This window comes from Methanothermobacter sp. DP (genome assembly GCF_026692625.1).
Taxonomy (GTDB): Archaea; Methanobacteriota; Methanobacteria; order Methanobacteriales; family Methanothermobacteraceae; genus Methanothermobacter; species Methanothermobacter marburgensis.
The window spans coordinates 749,552-769,885 of sequence record NZ_CP113501.1 but is presented as its reverse complement, the minus strand read 5'-3'; the positions used below and the strand labels follow the sequence as shown (position 1 = coordinate 769,885).

At 46.6% G+C, this 20,334-nt stretch carries 23 protein-coding genes and 1 tRNA gene; 15 read left to right on the top strand and 9 right to left on the bottom strand.

The features are described from left to right. Positions 1–9 precede the first annotated feature (9 nt). The gene (locus OXN82_RS04115) at positions 10–771 is read right to left on the bottom strand and encodes a hypothetical protein (protein ID WP_321212057.1); all 762 of its coding nucleotides are present in this window, start codon (positions 769–771) and stop codon (positions 10–12) included. A gap of 304 nt (positions 772–1,075) precedes the next feature. Between OXN82_RS04115 and OXN82_RS04110 the strand changes: the two genes are divergently transcribed. After that, positions 1,076–2,605 carry a hypothetical protein gene (locus OXN82_RS04110; RefSeq protein WP_321212056.1) on the top strand — a complete coding sequence of 510 codons (1,530 nt, stop codon included), beginning with the start codon at positions 1,076–1,078 and terminating at the stop codon, positions 2,603–2,605. A gap of 102 nt (positions 2,606–2,707) precedes the next feature. Here OXN82_RS04110 and OXN82_RS04105 read toward each other — a convergent pair whose 3' ends face one another. From OXN82_RS04105 to OXN82_RS04095, 3 genes are read right to left on the bottom strand one after another with little or no spacing between them, the layout of a single operon-like run. Further along, complete coding sequence (locus OXN82_RS04105) at positions 2,708–4,831, bottom strand: ribonucleotide reductase N-terminal alpha domain-containing protein (RefSeq protein ID WP_321212055.1); 2,124 nt, start codon at positions 4,829–4,831, stop codon at positions 2,708–2,710. Between the two features lie 20 nt (positions 4,832–4,851). Next, entirely contained in the window at positions 4,852–5,547 is a 696-nt protein-coding gene (arfB, locus tag OXN82_RS04100) for a 2-amino-5-formylamino-6-ribosylaminopyrimidin-4(3H)-one 5'-monophosphate deformylase (RefSeq protein WP_321212054.1), read from the bottom strand. A 3-nt stretch (positions 5,548–5,550) separates the two neighbouring features. Further along, positions 5,551–6,036 (bottom strand): RNA-binding protein, encoded by a 486-nt coding sequence (locus OXN82_RS04095; protein WP_321212053.1) that lies wholly within the window; start codon positions 6,034–6,036, stop codon positions 5,551–5,553. 235 nt (positions 6,037–6,271) lie between these two features. Here OXN82_RS04095 and OXN82_RS04090 point away from each other — a divergent pair, with 235 nt between their 5' ends. The 8 genes from OXN82_RS04090 (at position 6,272) to OXN82_RS04055 (ending at position 12,015) form a co-directional block, all read left to right on the top strand. Further along, a complete protein-coding gene (locus OXN82_RS04090; protein ID WP_013295846.1) occupies positions 6,272–6,508 on the top strand; it encodes an LSm family protein in 237 nt (78 codons plus the stop codon). Between the two features lie 87 nt (positions 6,509–6,595). Further along, the gene (locus OXN82_RS04085) at positions 6,596–6,778 is read left to right on the top strand and encodes a 50S ribosomal protein L37e (protein ID WP_013295845.1); all 183 of its coding nucleotides are present in this window, start codon (positions 6,596–6,598) and stop codon (positions 6,776–6,778) included. Further along, entirely contained in the window at positions 6,779–7,621 is an 843-nt protein-coding gene (locus OXN82_RS04080; RefSeq protein WP_321212052.1) for a toprim domain-containing protein, read from the top strand. 39 nt (positions 7,622–7,660) lie between these two features. Beyond that, the gene (gene purF / locus OXN82_RS04075) at positions 7,661–9,064 is read left to right on the top strand and encodes an amidophosphoribosyltransferase (protein WP_321212051.1); all 1,404 of its coding nucleotides are present in this window, start codon (positions 7,661–7,663) and stop codon (positions 9,062–9,064) included. Positions 9,065–9,143: 79 nt separating this feature from the next. After that, positions 9,144–10,334 (top strand): peptidase U32 family protein, encoded by a 1,191-nt coding sequence (locus tag OXN82_RS04070; protein WP_321212050.1) that lies wholly within the window; start codon positions 9,144–9,146, stop codon positions 10,332–10,334. Between the two features lie 206 nt (positions 10,335–10,540). Continuing rightward, positions 10,541–11,011, top strand: a complete 471-nt coding sequence (locus OXN82_RS04065) for a CBS domain-containing protein (RefSeq protein WP_147671836.1) — start codon at positions 10,541–10,543, stop codon at positions 11,009–11,011. Between the two features lie 22 nt (positions 11,012–11,033). Continuing rightward, positions 11,034–11,831: a Ni-sirohydrochlorin a,c-diamide reductive cyclase ATP-dependent reductase subunit gene (gene cfbC / locus OXN82_RS04060; RefSeq protein WP_321212049.1), complete on the top strand. Its 798-nt coding sequence runs from the start codon at positions 11,034–11,036 to the stop codon at positions 11,829–11,831. Position 11,832: 1 nt separating this feature from the next. Further along, a complete protein-coding gene (locus tag OXN82_RS04055) occupies positions 11,833–12,015 on the top strand; it encodes a hypothetical protein (RefSeq protein ID WP_321212048.1) in 183 nt (60 codons plus the stop codon). Here OXN82_RS04055 and OXN82_RS04050 read toward each other — a convergent pair. Beyond that, the gene (locus tag OXN82_RS04050; protein ID WP_321212047.1) at positions 12,012–12,452 is read right to left on the bottom strand and encodes a GIY-YIG nuclease family protein; all 441 of its coding nucleotides are present in this window, start codon (positions 12,450–12,452) and stop codon (positions 12,012–12,014) included. The genes OXN82_RS04055 and OXN82_RS04050 overlap by 4 nt on opposite strands. A 218-nt stretch (positions 12,453–12,670) precedes the next feature. Here OXN82_RS04050 and OXN82_RS04045 point away from each other — a divergent pair, with 218 nt between their 5' ends. Together OXN82_RS04045 and OXN82_RS04040 are read left to right on the top strand one after the other, a co-directional pair. Next, positions 12,671–12,841 (top strand): hypothetical protein, encoded by a 171-nt coding sequence (locus tag OXN82_RS04045; protein WP_187239630.1) that lies wholly within the window; start codon positions 12,671–12,673, stop codon positions 12,839–12,841. Positions 12,842–12,904: 63 nt separating this feature from the next. Next, on the top strand, positions 12,905–13,342 hold the full coding sequence (locus OXN82_RS04040) for a DUF371 domain-containing protein (protein WP_321212046.1): 438 nt from the start codon (positions 12,905–12,907) through the stop codon (positions 13,340–13,342). Positions 13,343–13,476: 134 nt separating this feature from the next. Here OXN82_RS04040 and OXN82_RS04035 read toward each other — a convergent pair. Beyond that, positions 13,477–13,560, bottom strand: a tRNA-Leu gene (locus OXN82_RS04035). A 163-nt stretch (positions 13,561–13,723) separates the two neighbouring features. On the opposite strand from OXN82_RS04035, the gene OXN82_RS04030 reads away from it, so the two are divergent. The 4 genes from OXN82_RS04030 (at position 13,724) to galU (ending at position 15,967) form a co-directional block, all read left to right on the top strand. Then, positions 13,724–14,029, top strand: coding sequence for a DUF167 domain-containing protein (locus OXN82_RS04030; RefSeq protein WP_321212045.1), 306 nt, complete (start codon positions 13,724–13,726; stop codon positions 14,027–14,029). A gap of 172 nt (positions 14,030–14,201) precedes the next feature. Then, positions 14,202–14,441 carry a hypothetical protein gene (locus OXN82_RS04025; RefSeq protein WP_013295836.1) on the top strand — a complete coding sequence of 80 codons (240 nt, stop codon included), beginning with the start codon at positions 14,202–14,204 and terminating at the stop codon, positions 14,439–14,441. Positions 14,442–14,451: 10 nt separating this feature from the next. Next, positions 14,452–15,075 carry a hypothetical protein gene (locus tag OXN82_RS04020; protein ID WP_321212044.1) on the top strand — a complete coding sequence of 208 codons (624 nt, stop codon included), beginning with the start codon at positions 14,452–14,454 and terminating at the stop codon, positions 15,073–15,075. Positions 15,076–15,112: 37 nt separating this feature from the next. Continuing rightward, complete coding sequence (gene galU, locus OXN82_RS04015) at positions 15,113–15,967, top strand: UTP--glucose-1-phosphate uridylyltransferase GalU (protein WP_321212043.1); 855 nt, start codon at positions 15,113–15,115, stop codon at positions 15,965–15,967. Between the two features lie 32 nt (positions 15,968–15,999). On the opposite strand, the gene OXN82_RS04010 is transcribed toward galU, so the two are convergent. From OXN82_RS04010 to galE, 3 genes are read right to left on the bottom strand one after another with little or no spacing between them, the layout of a single operon-like run. Continuing rightward, positions 16,000–17,262 carry a type II CAAX prenyl endopeptidase Rce1 family protein gene (locus tag OXN82_RS04010; protein WP_321212042.1) on the bottom strand — a complete coding sequence of 421 codons (1,263 nt, stop codon included), beginning with the start codon at positions 17,260–17,262 and terminating at the stop codon, positions 16,000–16,002. An 8-nt stretch (positions 17,263–17,270) separates the two neighbouring features. Continuing rightward, the gene (locus OXN82_RS04005) at positions 17,271–19,208 is read right to left on the bottom strand and encodes a hypothetical protein (protein WP_321212041.1); all 1,938 of its coding nucleotides are present in this window, start codon (positions 19,206–19,208) and stop codon (positions 17,271–17,273) included. Positions 19,209–19,243: 35 nt separating this feature from the next. Continuing rightward, positions 19,244–20,212 (bottom strand): UDP-glucose 4-epimerase GalE, encoded by a 969-nt coding sequence (galE, locus tag OXN82_RS04000; RefSeq protein WP_321212040.1) that lies wholly within the window; start codon positions 20,210–20,212, stop codon positions 19,244–19,246. Positions 20,213–20,334 lie beyond the last annotated feature (122 nt).

The window sequence follows — 20,334 nt, the reverse complement described above, 5'->3', positions numbered from 1 at the left end:
ACTAAAAGTTTATAATGTGCTAAGATTAATTACCTTGATGATCTTGTAGCGGCTTTTTATTTTTTCTAGGACATTACTGTCTGCATTGTATACTCTTATTGTTATGAAATCTGTCTGGCCATCTAGATCTCCTAGAACTTCATCAGATATTTTTATGGCCTCGGGAGTTGCCTGGAGGATCTCTATTCTACCATTTTGGATGTCCAGGGTTATTGACACATGTTTTTCTCTGCTGTACAGTTCTCTTGAAAGCTCCTGAAATCTTGATACATCCACATTGCTTATGGGTATGTTTGTTGTCATTTCATACTTTGAGGGAATATCAAGGAGCAGATCAGACATTCTCCGGATTTTTATGGGTTCTATGATAATATCAGTGGCGTTCCGGGTTCCCGTGGCTTCCAGTGTTATTGAGTCTATGTAATAATCTGCGAATTTGTCCTGGTATTCCCCTGCAAGTATTTTTTTTCCACTGACATTCATGAGAACTTCTACCCTCCCATTGATGGTTCCTACCCATAGAACCTCACCATTTATTACCCCTCTTTTCTGTGTTAAGGAGTTATAACCATTGATTTTACTGTTAATGATTTTTCCCTTACTGTAGAGATCGTTGTACTTTATCTGGACTTTGGTCATTTCTGAAGAATCGAATGTGAATGTCTGTATGTTTGAATCAATATCTGAGGTTTTAAGAAATCCGTATAAAACAAGTGAAGCGAGGAATAAAATGATTGCGACATCGATCACGGTTAATTTACCGATTTTCATTTTTTATCTCTCCCATTCCAGTATTCTAGCAGTTGCTTATCACTAAATTGCAGAAATTTAAGAGTCTGCAGCTACAGTTGAAGACATTTAGACTTGAGTAAATATTAACTTTCTAGTTATTTAACTTATGATGTGGATTAACTTTTCATATTGATATACATTTAATACCATACTTCTCTTGATCTGCGATTAACTGCTTGCACAACAAATTCCACATTGAAGAAGAAAACTTAAATGCCGTCGGTAATAGACCTTATTTAAAATATAACATGATCACAACTTCCTTATGAAGGAGGATTATTAAATGGAAAATTCAAATCAGAGAGTACTATACCTTGTACCGTCATTCATAGTATTCCTAATGGCTCTTATGGTAACTTTCAGGCACCCATGGCCAGTTGGGTGGGATATATTCTACCATATTCACCTGGCAAAGGTTTACATGTTAAAGGGTTCAACATTTTTTGATCCTGTTTACAATGCACCTGAGGGAGCTATTATTAACTACCCACCAGTTTTTCACATGACACTTCTTGCACTGGCATATCTCTTTAGAATGAACATGTTTGACGTGGCAAGGATAATACAGCCATTTTTGGCATGCCTTGTTGCTTTATCAGTTACTCTGGTTGCCTCAAGGTTCTATGAGGATAAAATCGTGGGTTTAGCTGCAGGTTTAATACTTTTCTCAGGAGCAATTGCAATGAGGCTTGTTTCACCATTGCCAGAGAATATGGCGCTTATATTCCTTCCTTTAAGTATTTACTTTTACTATGAATTCTTTAAAGAGGATAAATTACTATCTTCATTCATATCAGGAGTTTTAATGGGCATCGTTGCACTTATACACCCAGCTGCAACCTTTTGCCTTGGCTTTGCGATTACCTTCATCACAGCCGGAATTATAATAACTGAACTCTACTTTAAAAGAGATGTCGGTATCATAAAAAAGGCTTTGAAAGGTTATGGGATCCTGATTATGACTGCGGGCTTAATTGCAGCGGTATGGTGGGCACCGGCATTTTACCTTAAAAGTACTGGTGGACCTGGTGGTGTAAGCACATCACTACAGACTTCAAGAAACCTCAGTATAATGAAATATCCTGATCTCTTGGGTTACCTTGTTATAGTGCTATCCCTTGTTGGTCTCACACCCTCCATTAAAAGATTCGGTTTAAGAGATCGTTTTATACTTTTATGGGTTATTTCGATGTTCCTTCTCTCAAAGGCATACTACTTTGGGGTTAATGTCATAACCTATAGGGTACTCATCTACATAATGATTCCTATGAGCATTCTGGCGGCTCATGGGTTAAGATACACTGCAGAAATCATTGAAATTAAAAATAAAAATATTGCATGCATTTTAATGGCAGCTGTACTTTTATTTGCTGTTTTCCAAGGGTTCAGCAACCTATCAAGTACAGAAGTTGTTGATTATGGTGCTATGACATCTCATGGAAGAATTAAGATCGCGCCTCCCACACCTTCAGAAGTTGAACTTGCAGAATGGTTCAGCCAGCAGGATAAAGAGGGCACCATTTCAATGTCAAATTATTTCGCAGCAGGGTTTATAATGGCTTATACAAACAGACCCGTGAATCCTTTATTATATGAGAAACCTGAAATCCCTCAGAGGAATGAGCTGACTAAAAATGGAATCGTTTTTCTGGTATTTGATAAAAGACTTAGGGCGAACGGAAATTTCACTTTTGATGCTTCCAGCAGTTTTCTCTTCTATAATCCATCAAAGGTTGATGTATCAAGCCTGAAATACCCTTATCTTGAGAAGGTTTATGAGAATAGCGACTTTGTTGTCTACAGGGTGGTCTAGCTGAATGAGAAAGACTATATATACTGTCCATTAGATCAAAATAGGGAGGATTCAGGGTCATATGGTGTCCATTTTATCACCTTGAACTCCTCCCATATAATATCAATTGGGGCAGCTCATATCCCTGCATGAACCTGCATATTCAGGAAACCTCAGAACCTCATTCATTTTGCTTCCATACCTGTAGATGGTTATTCCCTTGCATCCAAGTTCATATGCTGCCCTGAATACCCTCTCAGCGTCCTTTATGGACGCATCAGGCGGCAGATTAACGGTTTTTGAGACGGCGTTGTCCACATGGCGCTGGAAGGCGGCCTGCATCTTAACATGAAAGACAGGGTCGATCTCATGGGCGGTTACAAAGAGCCTCCTGATTCTATCTGGAACCCCCGAGACTCCCTGCAGATTTCCCTTCGATATTATCATTTCAAATGCATCCCTTTTCAGCTGCCCCCTGGCGATTCTTTCAAACAGGGGATTGATTTCGGTGAATTTTCTGCCCAGAATGTTTCTTGTGAATGAGACCGCAAAGAGGGGTTCAATCCCGCTGCTTGTACCTGCTATTATGCTGAGGGAACCTGTGGGTGCAATGGTTGTCAGTGTGGCGTTTCTCATCCCCTCAAAGCCCATTTCATCCCACATGCTTCCTGAAAATTCCTGAAAAGACCCTCTTTCATCTGCAAGATTAAGTGAGGCCCTCCTGGCTTCACCCTCTATGAAGGACATGACCCGCTCAGCCACCCTAAGGGCCTCCCCTGAATTGTAGGGGACACCCAGCTTTATGAGCATATCAGCGAATCCCATTACACCAAGGCCGATCTTCCTTGTCTTCAGCGTCATCTCCCTGACCTCAGGGAGAGGGTAGCTGTTGACGTCTATGACGTTGTCAAGGAAGTGCACCGCCGTATGGACGGTTCTTCTGAGTCTTTCCCAGTTCACACCTGAAGCTGAGACCATTAATGAGAGGTTGATTGAGCCGAGGTTACATGACTCATAGGGGAGTAGGGGCTGCTCACCGCAGTTGTGGACAATGAAACCGTTGGCAGTGAAGGCATTTGCACCTGCAACACAGGCATCATAGACATCCTCATAACCCTTACTTTTAAGATAAAGGAATGTGGAGAACGTCTCCCCTGAGTTAAAGCTGCTTTCCGAATCCATAACAAGCACATCACCCCTTTCAAGGTCGCAGGCGGCCTTCCATACTGGTTTATCCTCCATTACCAGTAAGGGGTGATCTTTGGTCAACTTTAAACTGTAACCCTCCCTGGTTTTAATTTCAAAAACCTCTCTGTAACCTGTTTTAAAGAAACCAGAACTGGAGGGATACTCTGAGCCATTGACAACCGCCATGAATGCTCTGCCCTCCAGTTCCTTTACAGGGAGAGGACCCTCAGAGGTCATTATCAGGGTGTCACTGGATATGCACGGGTTGGTTGCCTCTATTCTTCCAAGGGATGGTGTTGGGTTGTACTGGTTTATCCTGTCCTCGAATATCATCCCGGGGTCCCCTGACCTCCAGGCGGCCTTTAAAATCCTCCTGAATATTTCCCTGGATGCTACTGAGTCAACGGTTTCACCGGTCCTCGGGTTTATGAGGTCAACCATCCCGTCCTCCATGAACCTGTCAGGGACCGAAACAGAGAGGTTGAAGTTTCTGAGGGGCCCCTCTGATGTCTTGGCCTCTATGAATCTGAATATGTCCGGGTGGCTGACATGGAGCACCCCCATATTGGCCCCACGTCTCCGTCCACCCTGCTTTATAACCTCGACTGCGACGTCGAATACCCTCATGAATGACACGGGACCTGAGGCCACGCCCATCGTCGATGCAACGGTGTCCCCCCTGGGTCTGAGTCTGGAAAATGAGAATCCAACGCCCCCACCTGATTTGTGGATTATTGCCATGTTCCTGAGGGATTCAAATATGCTCTCAATTGAATCATCAACAGGGAGGACGAAACATGCTGAGAGCTGGTTTATTGGCGTACCTGCGTTCATGAGGGTGGGTGAATTCGGGAGGAACTCAAGATTCCGCATAACCGAATAGAAGAGTTCCACTGCCCTATGGCTGTCGAAACCATACATCTCATCTGCAGATGCAACTGCCAGGGCAACCCTCCTGAACATCTCCTCAGGGGTCTCTACAACCTCACCCCTTTCGTTCTTCAGGAGGTACCTCTCCTCAAGTACCTTCAGGGCGGTTTTTGTTAAATTTATCATCATTAAGAGTTATATGGGGACCTCTAGGGTAGCATCTCCAGGAGCTCCCTAACATCGGATACGACACTCTCGATGGCATCATCAAGTATTCTCTGGCCAAGAACAGGGTCAGGGTTTATACCCTCCTTTTCACAGATTCTTGCGGCCCTATCAATCCCCTTATTGGCCTCTCTGGCCTCCCTGAGGCCTATCATTCCTATTTCAGGATAAAGTTCTGGTCTGCATTCCCCGAGTCTCGTGAGGTCCGCTATGCCCAGTATGATTCCAGCGGACACCTCACCGCTTCCTGCGTGGGGACCCTCAATCTCAACGATCCTGTTATTCCAGATTATCTCCATGTCAAGTTCATCCATGAGATCCTCAACGCAGTCCTCAAGCTGGTTTCCGCCATGACCATTTACAATAACAGCCGCGTCGATGTTCAGGCGTTTCCTGGCCTTTCTAAGGACAGGTTTGAGGTCTCCTTGCAGGAGTTCGTCCCTGTCAATATGGATGCCGTGTTTAACATATGGAAACTCGGTTGCACCGTAGATTATCCCCAGGAACTTTGCCCCTGTTCTGAGGGATGCCTCCAGGGCCACGTAGGATGCTATCTTGGCATCGGTGTCGATTGGGAGGGCCGGGCCGTGGTTCTCAAGGTGTGATCCCAGTGCGAGTATACCCACCCTGTGGACATCCCCTGAGATTACGTTACCGGCATCAAGGTTGAGTTCAACCACCCTTCACACCTCGAGGTCCCATATCGCATCTCCAATGTGGTGGATGGTTTTGATGGCCTTTCCAGAGTCATTTTCTATCATTTCAGGTCCACTTATGAGGCTTATTCCCACTGCAAGGGGTTTTCGGTGTTTTTCATCCACCACGATGACGATGTCATCTCTCTCAATTTCAGGGTCAGCATCAACTATGCCTGGACTCATCACATCGGCCCCGTTTGCAAGGAACCTCACGGCCCCCATATCAACCACCACATAACCCTTTTCTATATCCCTCATATGGATGGCCCCCCTCAGGGTGGGAACGACCCTTTCATCCATGAACATGAGGAGCGGCTCTCCATTGATGAGTATTATGTCGTTTTCATCTGTTTCTATTATCTCAACGGTGGCCTTTCTGGGTATGAGCAGGGAGAATTCCCCTATCTGGTCGAGAATCTCCTTCATCTTCTTTTTCTTTATATGGTACCTCTTTTTTATCTTCACATTCACACCCTGGAAATTTCATGAGAACCTTACATATCTATATGGTTTAATCCATTAAACCAGTTTACCCTCTAATCTGCAATCACCTTTATTTAAAGAGTAAGATTTATGCCATTATCGTTGTGAGAAAACTTATATACTAGTAAAATAGAAAAATGGAGTATCTGACTGGAAGATTCTGGCTTGTTAGTTAGATTTAAATATAATCTGACCATATTTTAATCTAGGATAGGTGATAGATGTGAGTTCACAGAGAGTTAACGTACAGAGACCACTTGATGCTTTGGGCAATTCACTGAATTCCCCTGTGATCATTAAACTTAAGGGTGACAGGGAATTCAGGGGAGTTTTAAAAAGCTTTGATCTCCATATGAACCTCGTGCTGAATGATGCAGAGGAACTGGAGGACGGAGAGGTCACAAGAAGGCTCGGAACCGTCCTTATACGTGGAGATAACATAGTCTACATATCCCCGTGATCCGGGAACAGCTTTGATTTATATATGATTAAAGAAAGCATATATTTAAATTAACAAGTTTTAACTGATTTTCAGGAGGATTAGAACATGAAAGGTACTCCATCATTTGGTAAGCGTAACAAGAATCTCCATATAAGGTGCAGGCGCTGCGGTAAGAACTCATACCACGTGCGTAAGAAGGTATGTGCAGCATGCGGCTTCGGGAAATCACGCCGTATAAGGCGCTACAGCTGGCAGAATAAAAAAATTACAGGCCAAAGGTTGAAATAAATGGATAACAAGGGCCCTGTTGATGTGCGGATAATTGTTGAGGGAGCCTCTGACGTTGAGAGTGTTTCAAGGGCACTGCAGAGGGTATCCCTCGGCGCCAAATACCATATAACCATATCATCCATAGTGCCAACAACAAGCCTTGAAATAGCCATGAGGGCTGTTGAGGGCGCGGATATTGTCCTCATAGCCACTGACGTTGACCAGACAGGGCGGGAACTGGCTGATAAATTCCGTGAAGCCCTTAAGGGTCATGTAGGGCACATTGAGAGAATGAAACTCCCCTACGGCCATGACGTCGAGTACCTCGACCCTGACCTCATAAGGGAGGAAATAGAAAACGCCATCATAAGGGCCGGACTCCAGACACTCTCCAGTGTTAAAAATCTGAGGAACATGAAGGAGAGCCTTGAAGAGTGTCAGGAGAGGCTTAATGAACTGGTAGCCGAAAACAGCGCCCTCAGGGATGAAAATATCAAACTCCTCGGTGAAGTTGAGGATGGTGAGAGGGAAGCAGAATCCCTCAAAGAGGAGATAAAGGTCCTCGAGGAGAAATTAAAGGTCCTCGAGGAGGATTATTCCCGGCTCAAAACTCGTTTTTCTGAAATTAAAGATAAGGAACTTCTTGAGACCTTCTCAATAGGGGAACTCTGGAGCGAAACCTTTGGAGAGGAACCAGATGACCCTGAGAAGATTTATTTTGTAACTGATCACATCAAACCTGAAGGCATAATCCTTGGCCAGGGCTTCATCGCGGCACCATCAAGGGAGGATGCTGTTGAGTGGCTCAGAATAGTTAAATCGGCCCTGGTGTTCACTGAAACCGATGATGAATCATCCTAGACCCGGGAACTTAAAACCTTCTTGTTGGGAGAATCTGAAGTGAGAGACAAATGTGGTATTGTAGGGATTTACTCACAGGATAAAAACATCAGCGTGGCCTCCCAGATCTACTATGCACTCTATGCACTCCAGCACAGGGGACAGGAATCCGCAGGGATTTCAACATTTAACGGATGTGACATGCTGACCCACAGGGGGATGGGGCTTGTCTGTGACGTCTTCGACCCTGAGAAACTGGATGAACTAGAGGGGAATGTTGGCATAGGTCATGTCCGTTACTCAACCACCGGTGAATCCAGGATTGAGAATTCCCAGCCATTCTGGAGTGAATTTCAGGGAGGTAAAATCGCCATAGCACACAACGGCGACATAATAAATTCAATGGAACTTCGGGATGAACTGGAGGATGAGGGCCACTCATTCATATCAACCACCGATTCAGAGGTGATATGCCACCTTCTGAGCAGGGAATACGAAAAAAAACCCAACATGATAGGTGCAATAAAGAGGGTTTCAGAGCAGCTTGTGGGGTCCTACTCCCTCGTGGTCCTCTTCAATGGGGACCTCTACGTCATAAGGGACCCTGTTGGTATAAAGCCCCTGGCATTTGCAAGGAAGGGAAACACCCAGATGGTTGCCTCTGAAACCGTTGCCTTTGATGTTATAGGGGCCGAGCATGTGAGGGATGTTCAGCCAGGGGAGATACTGCACCTCAACAGGGGAAAGTCCTACTGGGTTGCCAACGCACCCAACACCAGGAGGGCCCACTGCATGTTTGAGTACGTCTACTTTGCAAGACCCGACAGCGTCATAGACGGCCGGAACGTCTACAGGGTCAGGCTCAGTATAGGGGAGGCCCTCTACCGTGAACACCCCGCCGATGCCGACGTGGTTGTACCGGTACCTGACTCCTCAATCCCGGCGGCCATAGGCTACTCCCGCGCATCAGGGATACCCTACGGTGAGGGGCTCATAAAGAACAGGTACGTTGGCCGCACATTCATAATGCCCACACAGGAGGAACGCGAAACAGCGGTTAAACTCAAGATGAACCCCATAAGGTCGGAGCTTGAGGGTAAGAGGATAGTGCTCATCGATGACAGCATAGTGAGGGGCACGACCTCCAGGGCACTCATCGACATAATCAGGGATGCCGGGGCAGAGGAGATACACCTCCGTATAGGATGCCCCCCCATAAAGTCCCCCTGCTACTATGGTATAGCCATGGCAACCAGGAAGGAGCTTATAGCATCAAGCAGGGATGTTGAGGAAATAAGGAAGATAATAGGGGTTGAGTCCCTGGGTTACCTGAGTATCGAGTCACTCGTTGAATCCATAGGTATCAAGAAGGGCTTCCTGTGTACAGGGTGCCTGGATGGGGACTACCCGACACCTCTCCCCTCGGATATAGAGGAATATGAGGCACTGAGGTCCTGCCTCTAGTTCAGCATAAAAATTTAACGTGAACATGATGTCTGATTTCACTGTTTCTTTTTTCAATAAATCCTTCAACGTGATCTAAATGCCTGAGCTTCTATCACCAGCAGGTGACTTCCCATCCCTGATGGCAGCCCTTAAGTCGGGTGCTGACGCGGTTTATGTGGGCCTTGAGGGCTGTAACATGAGGGCAAGGGCAGGTAATTTCAGCATCGGTGAAGTCGCTGAGGCAGCGGAGATAGCCCACAGCTACAATGCAGGGCTCTATGTATGCACAAACACGGCCCTCAGGGACTCTGATGTTGAGAGACTCGAGAAATTATTCCCTGAGCTTTACTCTGCGGGTGTTGATGCGGTGATAGCATCTGACCTTGCGGCTGTGGAGCTTGCATCTGAATGCGGCCTGGACGTCCATGTCAGTGTACAGGCGAATGTTACAAATACAAGGACGCTGAGGATACTGGGGGAGATGGGCGCCAGCAGGGCCATACTATCAAGGGAGCTCTCCCTTTGTGAGATCTCAGACATTGCGGCAAAATCACCCATTGAAATCGAGGTTTTTGTCCATGGGGCCCTCTGCACAGCAATATCTGGTAGATGCTACCTCAGCTCATACCTTTATGGTAGAAGCGCCAACTGCGGGGACTGCCTTCAGCCATGCAGAAAGAGGTGGAAGCTGGTATCTGAGGACGGAGAATTTGACCTTGAGGTGACCCCTGGCGGTGATATAAGGAGTTACATCCTGAGTCCCCGGGATCTGTGTATGGTTGAACATATACCTGAACTCCTGGATGCCGGTGTCGACGCCCTCAAGATAGAGGGCCGTGGGAGGGCAGCGGATTACGTTGCAACCGTTACCTCAGTATACCGGGAGGCCATTGACACTTACCTTTCAGGCGAATGGAGTTTTGATTCCCGGTGGCTTGAGAGACTTGAGGGTGCCTTTAACCGGGGCTTTGGCACAGGTCTGTACTTCTCTGAGCCAGATACCGGTAGTGGGGGTAACATATCCAGTTATGTGAAGCAGGATGTGGGGGAGGTTGTTAATTACTACAGGAAGGTGGGGGCCGCTGAGGTGAGGCTGTGGAGGCCACTTGAGGTTGGGGATGAGATCATAATACAGGGCAGAACAACGGGGGCCCTCATACAGCGTGTTGAATCCCTTCAGGTTGATGGAGATCCTGTGGAAAGGGTTGAATCTGGCAGGGCTGGTCTACTCGTGGAGGATAGGGTCCGCCCCGGGGACCTCGTATACCGCAGGGTTAGAAGGGATTGAGGTTATCAGGGTTCAGAATCATTTCTTTGATGCGCGTAACTGCGGCCGGTAATTCTGGTGTGCGGTCCAGTACATTAAATGTCTCTGATGTACTCATCTAACCTGGGAACGGGCTTATGGCTCTATGTATCCTGTTATGTCCAGGTATGCGTCAGTAACTGTTATTTTTAAAAGTGATGCTCCACATATTAAAGAGGGGTGAGTTAATGATAAGGGTAAAGGATGCCATGCAGACAGATGTCATAACAGTTAAGAGGAACAGTAAGATACATGATGCCGCACGGGTACTGAGGGAGAACAGGATCAGCGGGGCCCCTGTTGTTGATGATGAGGGTAAGCTCGTGGGTGTTATCAGTGAGGGTGATATAATGAGGCTGATTGAGGTCCATTCACCCAGTCTGAACCTCCTCATGCCATCCCCCCTGGACCTGCTTGAACTTCCAGTTAGGATGAAACATGAATACGATGAGATAGCAAAGGGTATCAGGAAGGCTGCCATGATGCTGGTGGAGGAGATAATGAGTGATAGGGTTGTAACGGTGCACCCTGATGCATCCATCTCTGATGCAGCTGAACTCATGGACCGTCATGATGTAAAGAGGCTTCCTGTGGTTGAAGATGGTGAACTGGTGGGTATCATAACAAGGGGCGATATAATAGGCGCATTTGTTAAGTGATGAAATCTGAATCGGTGTCTTAATGAAGAGGATAGCGATCTATGGTAAGGGTGGTATAGGTAAGTCCACGATTGTATCGAATATGGCCGCTGCCTATTCCTCCGAGCACAGGGTACTCGTTATAGGCTGTGATCCAAAGGCTGATACAACCAGGACACTCTACGGTGAAAGGCTCCCTGCGGTACTTGATATACTCAAGGAGAACCGTAAACCTGACGCCTCTGAGGTTATCCATGAGGGTTTTGGCGGTGTCAGGTGTGTGGAGTCAGGGGGCCCTGAACCCGGTGTTGGATGTGCCGGGAGGGGTGTGATCGTTGCAATGAACCTCCTTGAAAAACTTGGAGTATTCGAGGAGGAGATTGATGTGGTCATATACGATGTACTCGGTGACGTGGTCTGCGGGGGATTCGCGGTGCCACTCCGTGAGGAATTTGCAGATGAGGTCTATATAGTAACCTCAGGGGAGTACATGTCCCTTTACGCTGCAAACAACATTGCAAGGGGTATAAAGAAACTGAGGGGTAAACTTGGAGGTGTCATATGTAACTGCCGTGGCATCAGAAATGAGGTTGATATTGTCTCTGAATTCGCCTCAAGGATAGGTTCACGTGTTGTTGGTGTGGTTCCAAGAAGCCCCCTTGTCCAGGAGAGTGAAATTGAGGCAAAGACCGTGATTGAGAGGTTCCCTGAATCTGAACAGGCAGAGGTTTACAGGAAACTGGCAGATGAGGTTTACCTTAACACTGAATTCTCGGTACCTGAACCCATGGACCCTGAGGAGTTTGAGGAGTTCTTTAGAAACTTCAAAGGAGATGATTGATATGGAGAGATATGTGCAGCTTGGACTCTTCCACCTTCTGGTGGGTGCTGTGATAATCCTAATGGGAGTCTGGGCACTGTACCCTGCAAGTACCCTTGGGTCTGAACCCGGGTGGCATGCAGCCCTTAAGATCATATTCGGAGTCCTCATGCTGGGGGCTGGAGTGAAGCTTTTGAGGTCCTAGATTTCATCCCATCTTTTCAGGTCAGCATGCAGGTCCCTGAAGGCCCTTTCAACGGCCTTTTCAGCTTCCTCCCTTGTTTCGAAGTGATGGAGGTGTGATCTGCATCTGCAGTCGGAGCATCCGAAACCCTTCACAGAGTGGTCTCCCTCAAGTTTTTCTGAAACTGCACATTCAAGTCTCCTCTTATCTGTGGAGTAGAGAACCCCCACAACCTCTGCATCACTCAGGAGGTGGTCTATGTGCCATCTCATCCTCTTTTCAGTCCTCAGATGTCTTTTTATTCTGGCCTCCAGTGAACCAAAACCTGATCCAACATACACGTAGTAGCCTGGAGGAAACCTTATCCTGCCGAGGCTTCCGATTCTGGTTTCAGTTCCGCTGCACCTTATGATAAGGCAGTAGGTACCCTTCATGGTGACTTGGCCTCCTAATATCATTCATAGAACCCCTCCATAAATAGGGCAGTAGGTACCCTTCATGTGACTTCATAATAATTTTAATATTTATTTTATCAATCAACGTCACTCATCATAGAATCCAGTAATAAATCCATCTGTTATTATCATTGCAAGAAATTTTTAGTAAAATTTATATTTTTTCATAATTTAATTATATTCTGGTTTCTGCAGGGCACCCAGGTATTGGGGGTGATACCATGGCAGTGGCAAAATGGTTGCTTTACATAATTGGTATAATACTCGTACTCATGGGTATACTGGGTTACCTTGGGATCCCGTACCCGGCTCTCAAGGACCCGGTATGGCACGCTGCCCTTAAAATTATCGTTGGGCTTGTAGCCCTATGGGGAGGTACCAAGGCAGAGTAGATTTTGCCAGTCGAACTTTTTTTGCGGGGCCCTGCAGGGACCTCAAACTCACGTGGTGGTGGAATGGCTGAGGTCAGGTACACTCTGAGGGCGAGGGGTCACCCCAACGTCACTGCAGAGCACAGGACAACATTTGAGGTCACAGCTGACCCTGAAATAGGTAAAACCGCAGACTGTATAATAGGTGTTTCATCATCGGATTCTGTTTCAACAATTCCTGATGAGATGAGGTCTGCCATAGCAGGGGAATCGTCGCGTGTGAGGGTCGTGCTGCGCACTGAAAATGGTTTTGATGAAATAATTGGTTACGGACACCCCGACCTCACTCTGGATCACCCAACGGATATCGTGTGCCGTAAAAGCAATTACATCTGTGGCAGAACACTCATGATAGGGGCTGATAAGGCTGCATGCGACCTTGACAGAAGGTTAGTGAAGGATCTAATGGAGGGCAAGGACCTCACTGTTGAAATAATAGTTGAATATGATGATTCTGATTAGTTCCGGTTGTTTTTTAACAAATAATAGTTGAATATGATGATTCTGATTAGTTCCGATTGTTTTTTAACAATTGCCAGTTTTCCAATGAATTGGAATTCAGATGGAATTTTAAAGTGCTAATCATGAAATAGGAGTGCAGGGGACGGGATTCGAACCCGCGAAGGGACTCCCCCACTAGGCCCTCAACCTAGCGCCTTTGACCGCTCGACCACCCCTGCATGGGAAAAATCAGTGCTTAACGGGGAGTGGAACAAATTATCTATGTTTTACTATTTAAACTTTGCGGTCTGATGGGGAAAAGAGAGCAAATCATTCTTTAAGGATGCAGTGAAAAGAAATCGTTTATGAGTGCAGCTTCAGAATCAATGGAGGTGATTATTTTTGTCCTGTCTTAGAGAGGTGGGAGATGATCTCCTTGTGGATATTGAAGTCTCCCCTGCTTCAGGTAGATTCGAGGTCAGATCTTACAATGAGTGGAGGAAGAGAATTGAGGTTAAGATAAGGGCACCCCCAGAGAAGGGCAGAGCCAACAGGGAGATAATAAAGGAGTTTTCATCTGCCTTTAACACGAAAACTGATATAGTATCAGGTCATAAAAGCAGACATAAAACATTGAAGATCCATGGAATGGATGCTGAGACATTCAGGGGTCTTCTGGAAGAGAAATTTGGACTTATAGTTCCATGATGATGTTAACTTTATATAAAAAAACCTAAAATTGGATTCATCTTTCCATAGATTGAAGATTTTAACTGTATAGAAAAACTTTATTATATTATCATAAAAAAATAAGAAGTTAAGGTTAGAAATAGAAAACTTTATTAATTACCATAAAAAAAGAATTAAGTGGAGGTTAGAAATGATTTCTACCGTTACAACGACAACAACCACCACCGTAACCACCGCTGATGTAATGACATACAGCATAATAGCAGTGATTGCACTGATCGGTTTCCTTGCTCTCAAGGAGATTTTAAGCTCGGACGAAACAGGAAACGAAACAATAAAGGCCATGGTTTCGGGGTCCAATGTGGCAATCCTGCCGCTACTCATAGTATTCGCAGCGATCGTAATATACAGGGTTCTAACAATAGTCTAGGGGGTTTAAAATGAACAGAAACGCTTTAATACTGGTAATTGTGGCTATTCTTGTCATAGTGGGCGCAGCAGCCCTTATGACCAGGAATCCAACGGTGGCACCCCCTGCAGCAGGCGACACACTTCTTGCAATGAGCAACCACGCTACTGACCACCAGGTACATGCCGTGGCAGTGGCGGAGAACGTATCAAAGGCTGATGGATCACTTACAAACATTTACATTGACTCATGGACCCAGCCTGGCGGAAAGGTCTCAGTGGACCTATCCAAGGAACTTGGCTACAATGGATCCTTACCCGCCGGAACAACATTCACCATGAAGATGTGGCTTGATCCGCACGGAAACAAAACAGGAAACGCAACACTCAATATGACAGTCAATGCAGGCACAGAGGATAAAATATCTGATGAGACAAACGCTTATCTCCTCACAGCTTCACACGTATTCTATTCATTATCCAGTATAACATCAAACCAGGTTAACATAACACAGGATCCCACAAAGGGCGCTGAGTTCCTCAAGGGTATAAGGTCAGTTTATGTTGAGCTTCTCATCACAGTAAACGCGGACGGAACCGTTACAATAACACAGCTGGCACCTCCGGTTCTATGCACACTTGCAGCGGGTGGTTAAAAAACTTTTTTTCTTTTTATTAAATGGAGGTTTTTTCATGAAGGCAGTTATACCAGCAGCTGGTCTTGGGACCCGTTTTCTTCCTGCAACCAAGGCACAGCCCAAGGAGATGTTACCGGTATTTGATAAACCAACAATCCAGTACGTTGTGGAGGAGGCTGTGGCTTCAGGCATAGACGACATCCTCATAATAACAGGTAAGGGTAAAAGGTCAATTGAGGACCACTTTGACCGGTCCTTTGAACTTGAATATTTCCTCAGGAAGAACAACAAAAAGGAGTACCTTGACGAGGTTGAGGCCATCTCGGACCTTGCAGACATATACTTTGTGAGGCAGAAGGAGCAGAAGGGACTGGGGGATGCGATATACTGTGCGAGAAAACACATAGATGGTGAGGACGCCTTCGCTGTTCTCCTTGGTGATACAATAACCTCATCTGATGTCCCATGCACCCGTCAGCTCATGGACATATATGAAAGGTACGGTGCCTCTGCCATTGCCGTTGAGGAGGTCCCAAGGGATAAGGTTGAAAGGTACGGTATCATTGATGGGAGGGAGGTCAGCGCTGGAATCTACAGCATAGAGGATATGGTAGAAAAACCCGCCGTCAGTGAGGCTCCATCGAATCTTGCCATAATGGGAAGATACGTTCTTGAAAGTGAAATATTTGATCACATAGAGAACGTTCCCCCAGGATTTGGGGGTGAGATCCAGCTGACTGATGCCATGAGGGAACTTAAAACAGTCTATGGCTGTGTTTTCAGGGGCAAAACCTATGATATAGGTAACAGGGTTGACTGGCTTAAGACATCCCTTGAATTTGCCATGAGGGATGATGAGATAAGGTCAGAACTGGTTGATTACCTCAGGGACCTCATTTCCAAGTACTAAAAAAAATATAATTTTTTAAGGTCCTTTTTTACTCATAGAAACGGCATTACAAGGAAGAGTATGGAATTTGATATCCCGTGTGATACCGTTATACCTGCAATACTCCTTGTTCTCTGGAATACAATACCATACACCAATGCAACGCTGAACACAAATATAAGGTCGTAACCGGATTTCCAGCCCACATGAAGCGCCGTGAATAGTAGTGATGCATAGAGGAGCCCTGGAACCTTTCCCATAACATCTTCGGCGTTCCTCTGAACAATACCCCTGAAGAGGAGTTCTTCAGCAAGTCCAGTCCCTATGAGCATAACAGTAAAGCCCAGAATAAAATTCTGAACTGAGAGATGGGGGATGAGGGCCTCTGGCCTGAGTATCTGGTATTCAATGTACCCCATTGGAAAACCTGTAAGTGCAACTGCAACCTGCCACCGTAACCTCCTTAAGTTCAATCCTGCATCGTCCCTTGTGAGTTTCTGGGTTCTCATGAGGGCTGCTGATGCTGCAAAAAGCGGAACCGCTATTATTATGTACCAGTAGAGGTGCTTTACAACTGTGAGGGGCATTGAAAGTCCCACGATCCTTATGATGGGAAGCATCATCATGGCGGCAAGGAGAACCTTCATCTTTTTCTTTGAGAGTGATGAGTGGATAAAGAGGGCAAAGAGAAGCACTGTGTGAATCACAAGCCCCAGTTTCATGCTTATAAAGGTTGTTGTGTACTCTGCAATAACGAGGATGGAAAGGTATAGGAGGAGCACCGAGGTGTTGTACCTGAGGAACTCATCACTGAGCTGATCCTCCAGCTCCTTCATCTTTGCATATGCAACAAGTACCTTGACCTTCTCCTGGTTCCTTAGACAGATCTCATTATAACGTTTATATGCATCAATCGCCTCATCATGCTTCCCGAGCCTTTCAAGAACCCTTGCACTGTGTAGAACAGCCTCTGATTCATTTTTGAGATCGCTTACCCTTCTGAAACCTGACGCTGCAAGGTTGTAGAACCACCCTGCCCTCTTCAGTTTACCCTTCCTCTCATAGATTTTACCCATGCAGAATGATACATCAGCCTCGCGCGGGTCGTGTTCCTCCCTGTAGAGTTCAAGGGCGTTCCTGTAACTCTCAAGGGCGAGATCAGTCTTCTGAAGTTTATGGTATTCTCTCCCCATTTTGAAGAGTGTATCAGCGGTTCTTTTCACGTCCCCTGCCTCTGCATACTCCTCGGCCCTTAGATTAAGGTACCTGATCCTGTCAATGTAATCCTCTGGTCTGAGAATCCTTCGCCTCTCCAAGTTACCACCTAATTCTTCATGACCATCCTCTGAAATAGTTCCCCATCAACGTGAAGGTCCAGCTGTCCGGCTGATGGAAGGGAAGCCTTTTCGAACTTCTTAACGTCCTGCAGCATGCTCATCTCGAGTATGGCCTCCATTGACCTCACACCATGCCTGTACTCTGGGATCCTGAGGAATGCATTCAGCACCCCATCATCGATCCTGAGGCGTCCGTCCCCATCAAAGAGGTGTGGGGTCTTCCTCTCAAACATGGACCTTAAGAGTATTGCCCTCCTCAGCATAAAAAATTTGTCTCGCCTGTGCTGTGGATCGGGGCCGATGATATTCACATAGCCCCGGAGCCTGCTTATGAAGTCCCTCACCTTGGCTTCCCTCAGAATTTCAGGGTCCTGTGACTCGAACTCCTGGAATGTGCTGCTTGTACCACCGGCAAATACAAGTATGGATTTACCCAGGGGGTGCATGCTGTCCCCCTCCCGGAACTCCCCGTCCTGCATGGGCGCCAGGAAGTACCTGATCCATCCAAGCCTTTTACCCATCATGGGTGAGTCGAATTCGTCAAAGAATGCCTGGGGAACCATACCCTCAAGAACCACATCCCTTATCTGATGAAAGGCGTCTATGAGGTCATCCTCATCCCTGAACTGGGATATGTTGAAGTTCAGGGGTTTTATTCTCTCAGGATCCACACTTGCAGCCAGCTGGCTCACAGCGAATGACTTACCAGCCCCTGGAGGACCAAAAACCCCGATACAGAGGGGTCTTTCAGGGTTCTCATTTTTCATGTATTCCATCAGGAGATTCCTTATGCTCTGATAACCCTCAATTTCCCTCCGGTCCGCTGTTATGAGTTTACCAAAGTGTGCAACAGGAAGTGGACATTTTCTTCTCCTGTAACCGTTTATCACGATGTACCTTGAAACGGCCTCTATATCAAAGAGTGGTGGTGAGTCGGCGATTGTCCAGAGACCCTTCGAGTGGTGGGGTATGTCAACGGCGCCGATATCCTCACCCCCTGAACTGAATATATCACCTATGGGGTAGTCAGGTTCCTCAGAAAACCCCAGGGAAAGGAGTTCAGCGGCAGCAGCCATCCCTCTTCTCACCGAGTTATCAATTCCGAGTCCTTCGCTCAGTGCCGATGTGAATCCCGCTGTGAATGCGCATCCACATCCCTGCATTTTACCTGGGGCCCTCTCGATGAGGTTGCCCTCGAATATCTGTGGGTGGTAGAATAACCTGGCATCACCCCTATCATAGTATATGGCGCCCTCCAGTCCAACGCGGACGATCATCCTGAGGTCCTGTATGTCCTTAAGTGTCGGGTTGTTTTTCATCTGCCACATGAAGTCCTCTGCTGTCCTCTCCCAGGAGAGTCTCCTGCTTATATTGGCACCGTACTCCCTGAGGTCCTCCATGGTTATTATGAGGATAAGGTTTTCTCGCTTCCTTTCAAGGAGGTGCTCCCAGAGGCTGCCGCTGAATAGGGGGGATGACATTTTGAGTACTGTGGTTGGGTCACCATCAATTATGGATGAGGGCCATTTTTCCTTCATTTCTCTGAAACCATTTCCCGCATCATCGATGACGACAATATCTGCATCATCGTCCCTGAATCTGAATGGCATCGATGGGAGACCATCATCTGGTCCTGTGTAGCCCATGAATCTCTTAACGTGGTAGCCGTCACCTGAGGGCTTTAACTCTGCAAATGAGTGTATGAACTCTGAAGGATCCGTTTTTTCAGGTCTGCACGATAGTGATGGGTGGTTGACATCCATAAGGCTCCTGAGCATCCTTGCGGTGAGGAGGGCACCACCCTCAAGTGCCCTTCTTTTGAAACCCAGGTGGGTTTTCCAGTTGAACATGGAACCCCCAGCGTCCTGCCTGACAGGCCACTGGATCCAGTCAACTGTTACATCCCCTGTTACGGTAATTTTCATCTCAATCACCTTGAGAATTATAAGGACACATCAAATCATTTTTTTGCAGTTCTATGCCAGTTCCATGCTGTTTTGATGATTTCCTCAAGTTCAGTGAAAACGGGCCTCCACCCGAGGATTTCAAGTGCCCTTTCTGAACTTCCAACAAGTTCTGGAGGGTCTCCCGGCCTTCTTTCATCCTCCACAGCCCTTATACTGGCACCTGTAACCTCTCTGCAGGTTTCTATGACTTCCCTCACAGAGAACCCGTTCCCGTTTCCAAGGTTGAATACGCCACTCCTTTCACCTTCAAGGTATTCAAGGGCTCTCCAGTGGGCGTCTGCAAGGTCCATAACGTGTATGTAGTCCCTTATGCATGTCCCGTCTGGTGTGGGATAGTCTGTCCCGAAGATCCTTACAGAGTCCCTCAGACCCATTGCGGCATCCAGTACTATGGGTATGAGGTGGGTTTCAGGGTCGTGGAGCTCCCCGATTTCCCCTTCAGGGTCTGCACCTGCTGCGTTGAAGTAGCGGAGTGATACATAGCTGAGGCCATATGCATCACTGTAGTCCCTGAGTACCTCCTCAACCATGAGTTTGGACCTTCCGTAGGGGCTTATGGGGTTGAGGGGGTGTTCCTCGGTTATAGGGATTTCGGATGGGTTGCCGTAGACGGCGCATGTTGATGAGAATATAAATTTGCTGACACCATTCTCCCGCATGGAATCAAGGAGGTTCAGGGTATTCATCACGTTGTTCCTGTAGTAGTCCCCTGGTTTCTGGACAGATTCCCCCACATCTGTGAACGCCGCAAAGTGCATAACTGCCTCAACATCGTATCTGGTTAAAATCCTTCCAAGAAGTCTCCTGTCGCCCAGGTCACCCTCAATGAATCTGCCCCACTTTACAGATTCTCTGTGCCCCTTTGTGAGGTTATCCAGGATGAGGGTTTCATATCCCCTCTCTGAGAGGAACTTATTGACATGTGAACCAATATAACCTGCTCCACCGACTATGAGTATCATTGTTACACCACACATCAAACATATCTGTTGGGGAAGCAGATAAATATTGATGCCGGGTTCTAATTAGGTTATGACTCTCTTATTGATTTTTTTCTGGTATTCTGCACTGTTTTTATCCATCC

Bases quoted from the DNA above. Each gene is read 5' to 3' on its own strand.
- OXN82_RS04020 (WP_321212044.1), top strand. From the start codon at position 14,452: ATGAACAGAAACGCTTTAATACTGGTAATTGTGGCTATTCTTGTCATA.
- OXN82_RS04050 (WP_321212047.1), bottom strand. From the start codon at position 12,452: ATGATATTAGGAGGCCAAGTCACCATGAAGGGTACCTACTGCCTTATC.
- OXN82_RS04070 (WP_321212050.1), top strand. From the start codon at position 9,144: ATGCCTGAGCTTCTATCACCAGCAGGTGACTTCCCATCCCTGATGGCA.
- OXN82_RS04040 (WP_321212046.1), top strand. From the start codon at position 12,905: ATGGCTGAGGTCAGGTACACTCTGAGGGCGAGGGGTCACCCCAACGTC.
- OXN82_RS04080 (WP_321212052.1), top strand. From the start codon at position 6,779: ATGGATAACAAGGGCCCTGTTGATGTGCGGATAATTGTTGAGGGAGCC.
- OXN82_RS04105 (WP_321212055.1), bottom strand. From the start codon at position 4,831: ATGATGATAAATTTAACAAAAACCGCCCTGAAGGTACTTGAGGAGAGG.
- OXN82_RS04115 (WP_321212057.1), bottom strand. From the start codon at position 771: ATGAAAATCGGTAAATTAACCGTGATCGATGTCGCAATCATTTTATTC.
- galU (WP_321212043.1), top strand. From the start codon at position 15,113: ATGAAGGCAGTTATACCAGCAGCTGGTCTTGGGACCCGTTTTCTTCCT.
- OXN82_RS04055 (WP_321212048.1), top strand. From the start codon at position 11,833: ATGGAGAGATATGTGCAGCTTGGACTCTTCCACCTTCTGGTGGGTGCT.
- OXN82_RS04025 (WP_013295836.1), top strand. From the start codon at position 14,202: ATGATTTCTACCGTTACAACGACAACAACCACCACCGTAACCACCGCT.
- OXN82_RS04045 (WP_187239630.1), top strand. From the start codon at position 12,671: ATGGCAGTGGCAAAATGGTTGCTTTACATAATTGGTATAATACTCGTA.
- cfbC (WP_321212049.1), top strand. From the start codon at position 11,034: ATGAAGAGGATAGCGATCTATGGTAAGGGTGGTATAGGTAAGTCCACG.
- galE (WP_321212040.1), bottom strand. From the start codon at position 20,212: ATGATACTCATAGTCGGTGGAGCAGGTTATATTGGTTCACATGTCAAT.
- OXN82_RS04005 (WP_321212041.1), bottom strand. From the start codon at position 19,208: ATGAAAATTACCGTAACAGGGGATGTAACAGTTGACTGGATCCAGTGG.
- OXN82_RS04065 (WP_147671836.1), top strand. From the start codon at position 10,541: ATGATAAGGGTAAAGGATGCCATGCAGACAGATGTCATAACAGTTAAG.
- OXN82_RS04110 (WP_321212056.1), top strand. From the start codon at position 1,076: ATGGAAAATTCAAATCAGAGAGTACTATACCTTGTACCGTCATTCATA.
- OXN82_RS04085 (WP_013295845.1), top strand. From the start codon at position 6,596: ATGAAAGGTACTCCATCATTTGGTAAGCGTAACAAGAATCTCCATATA.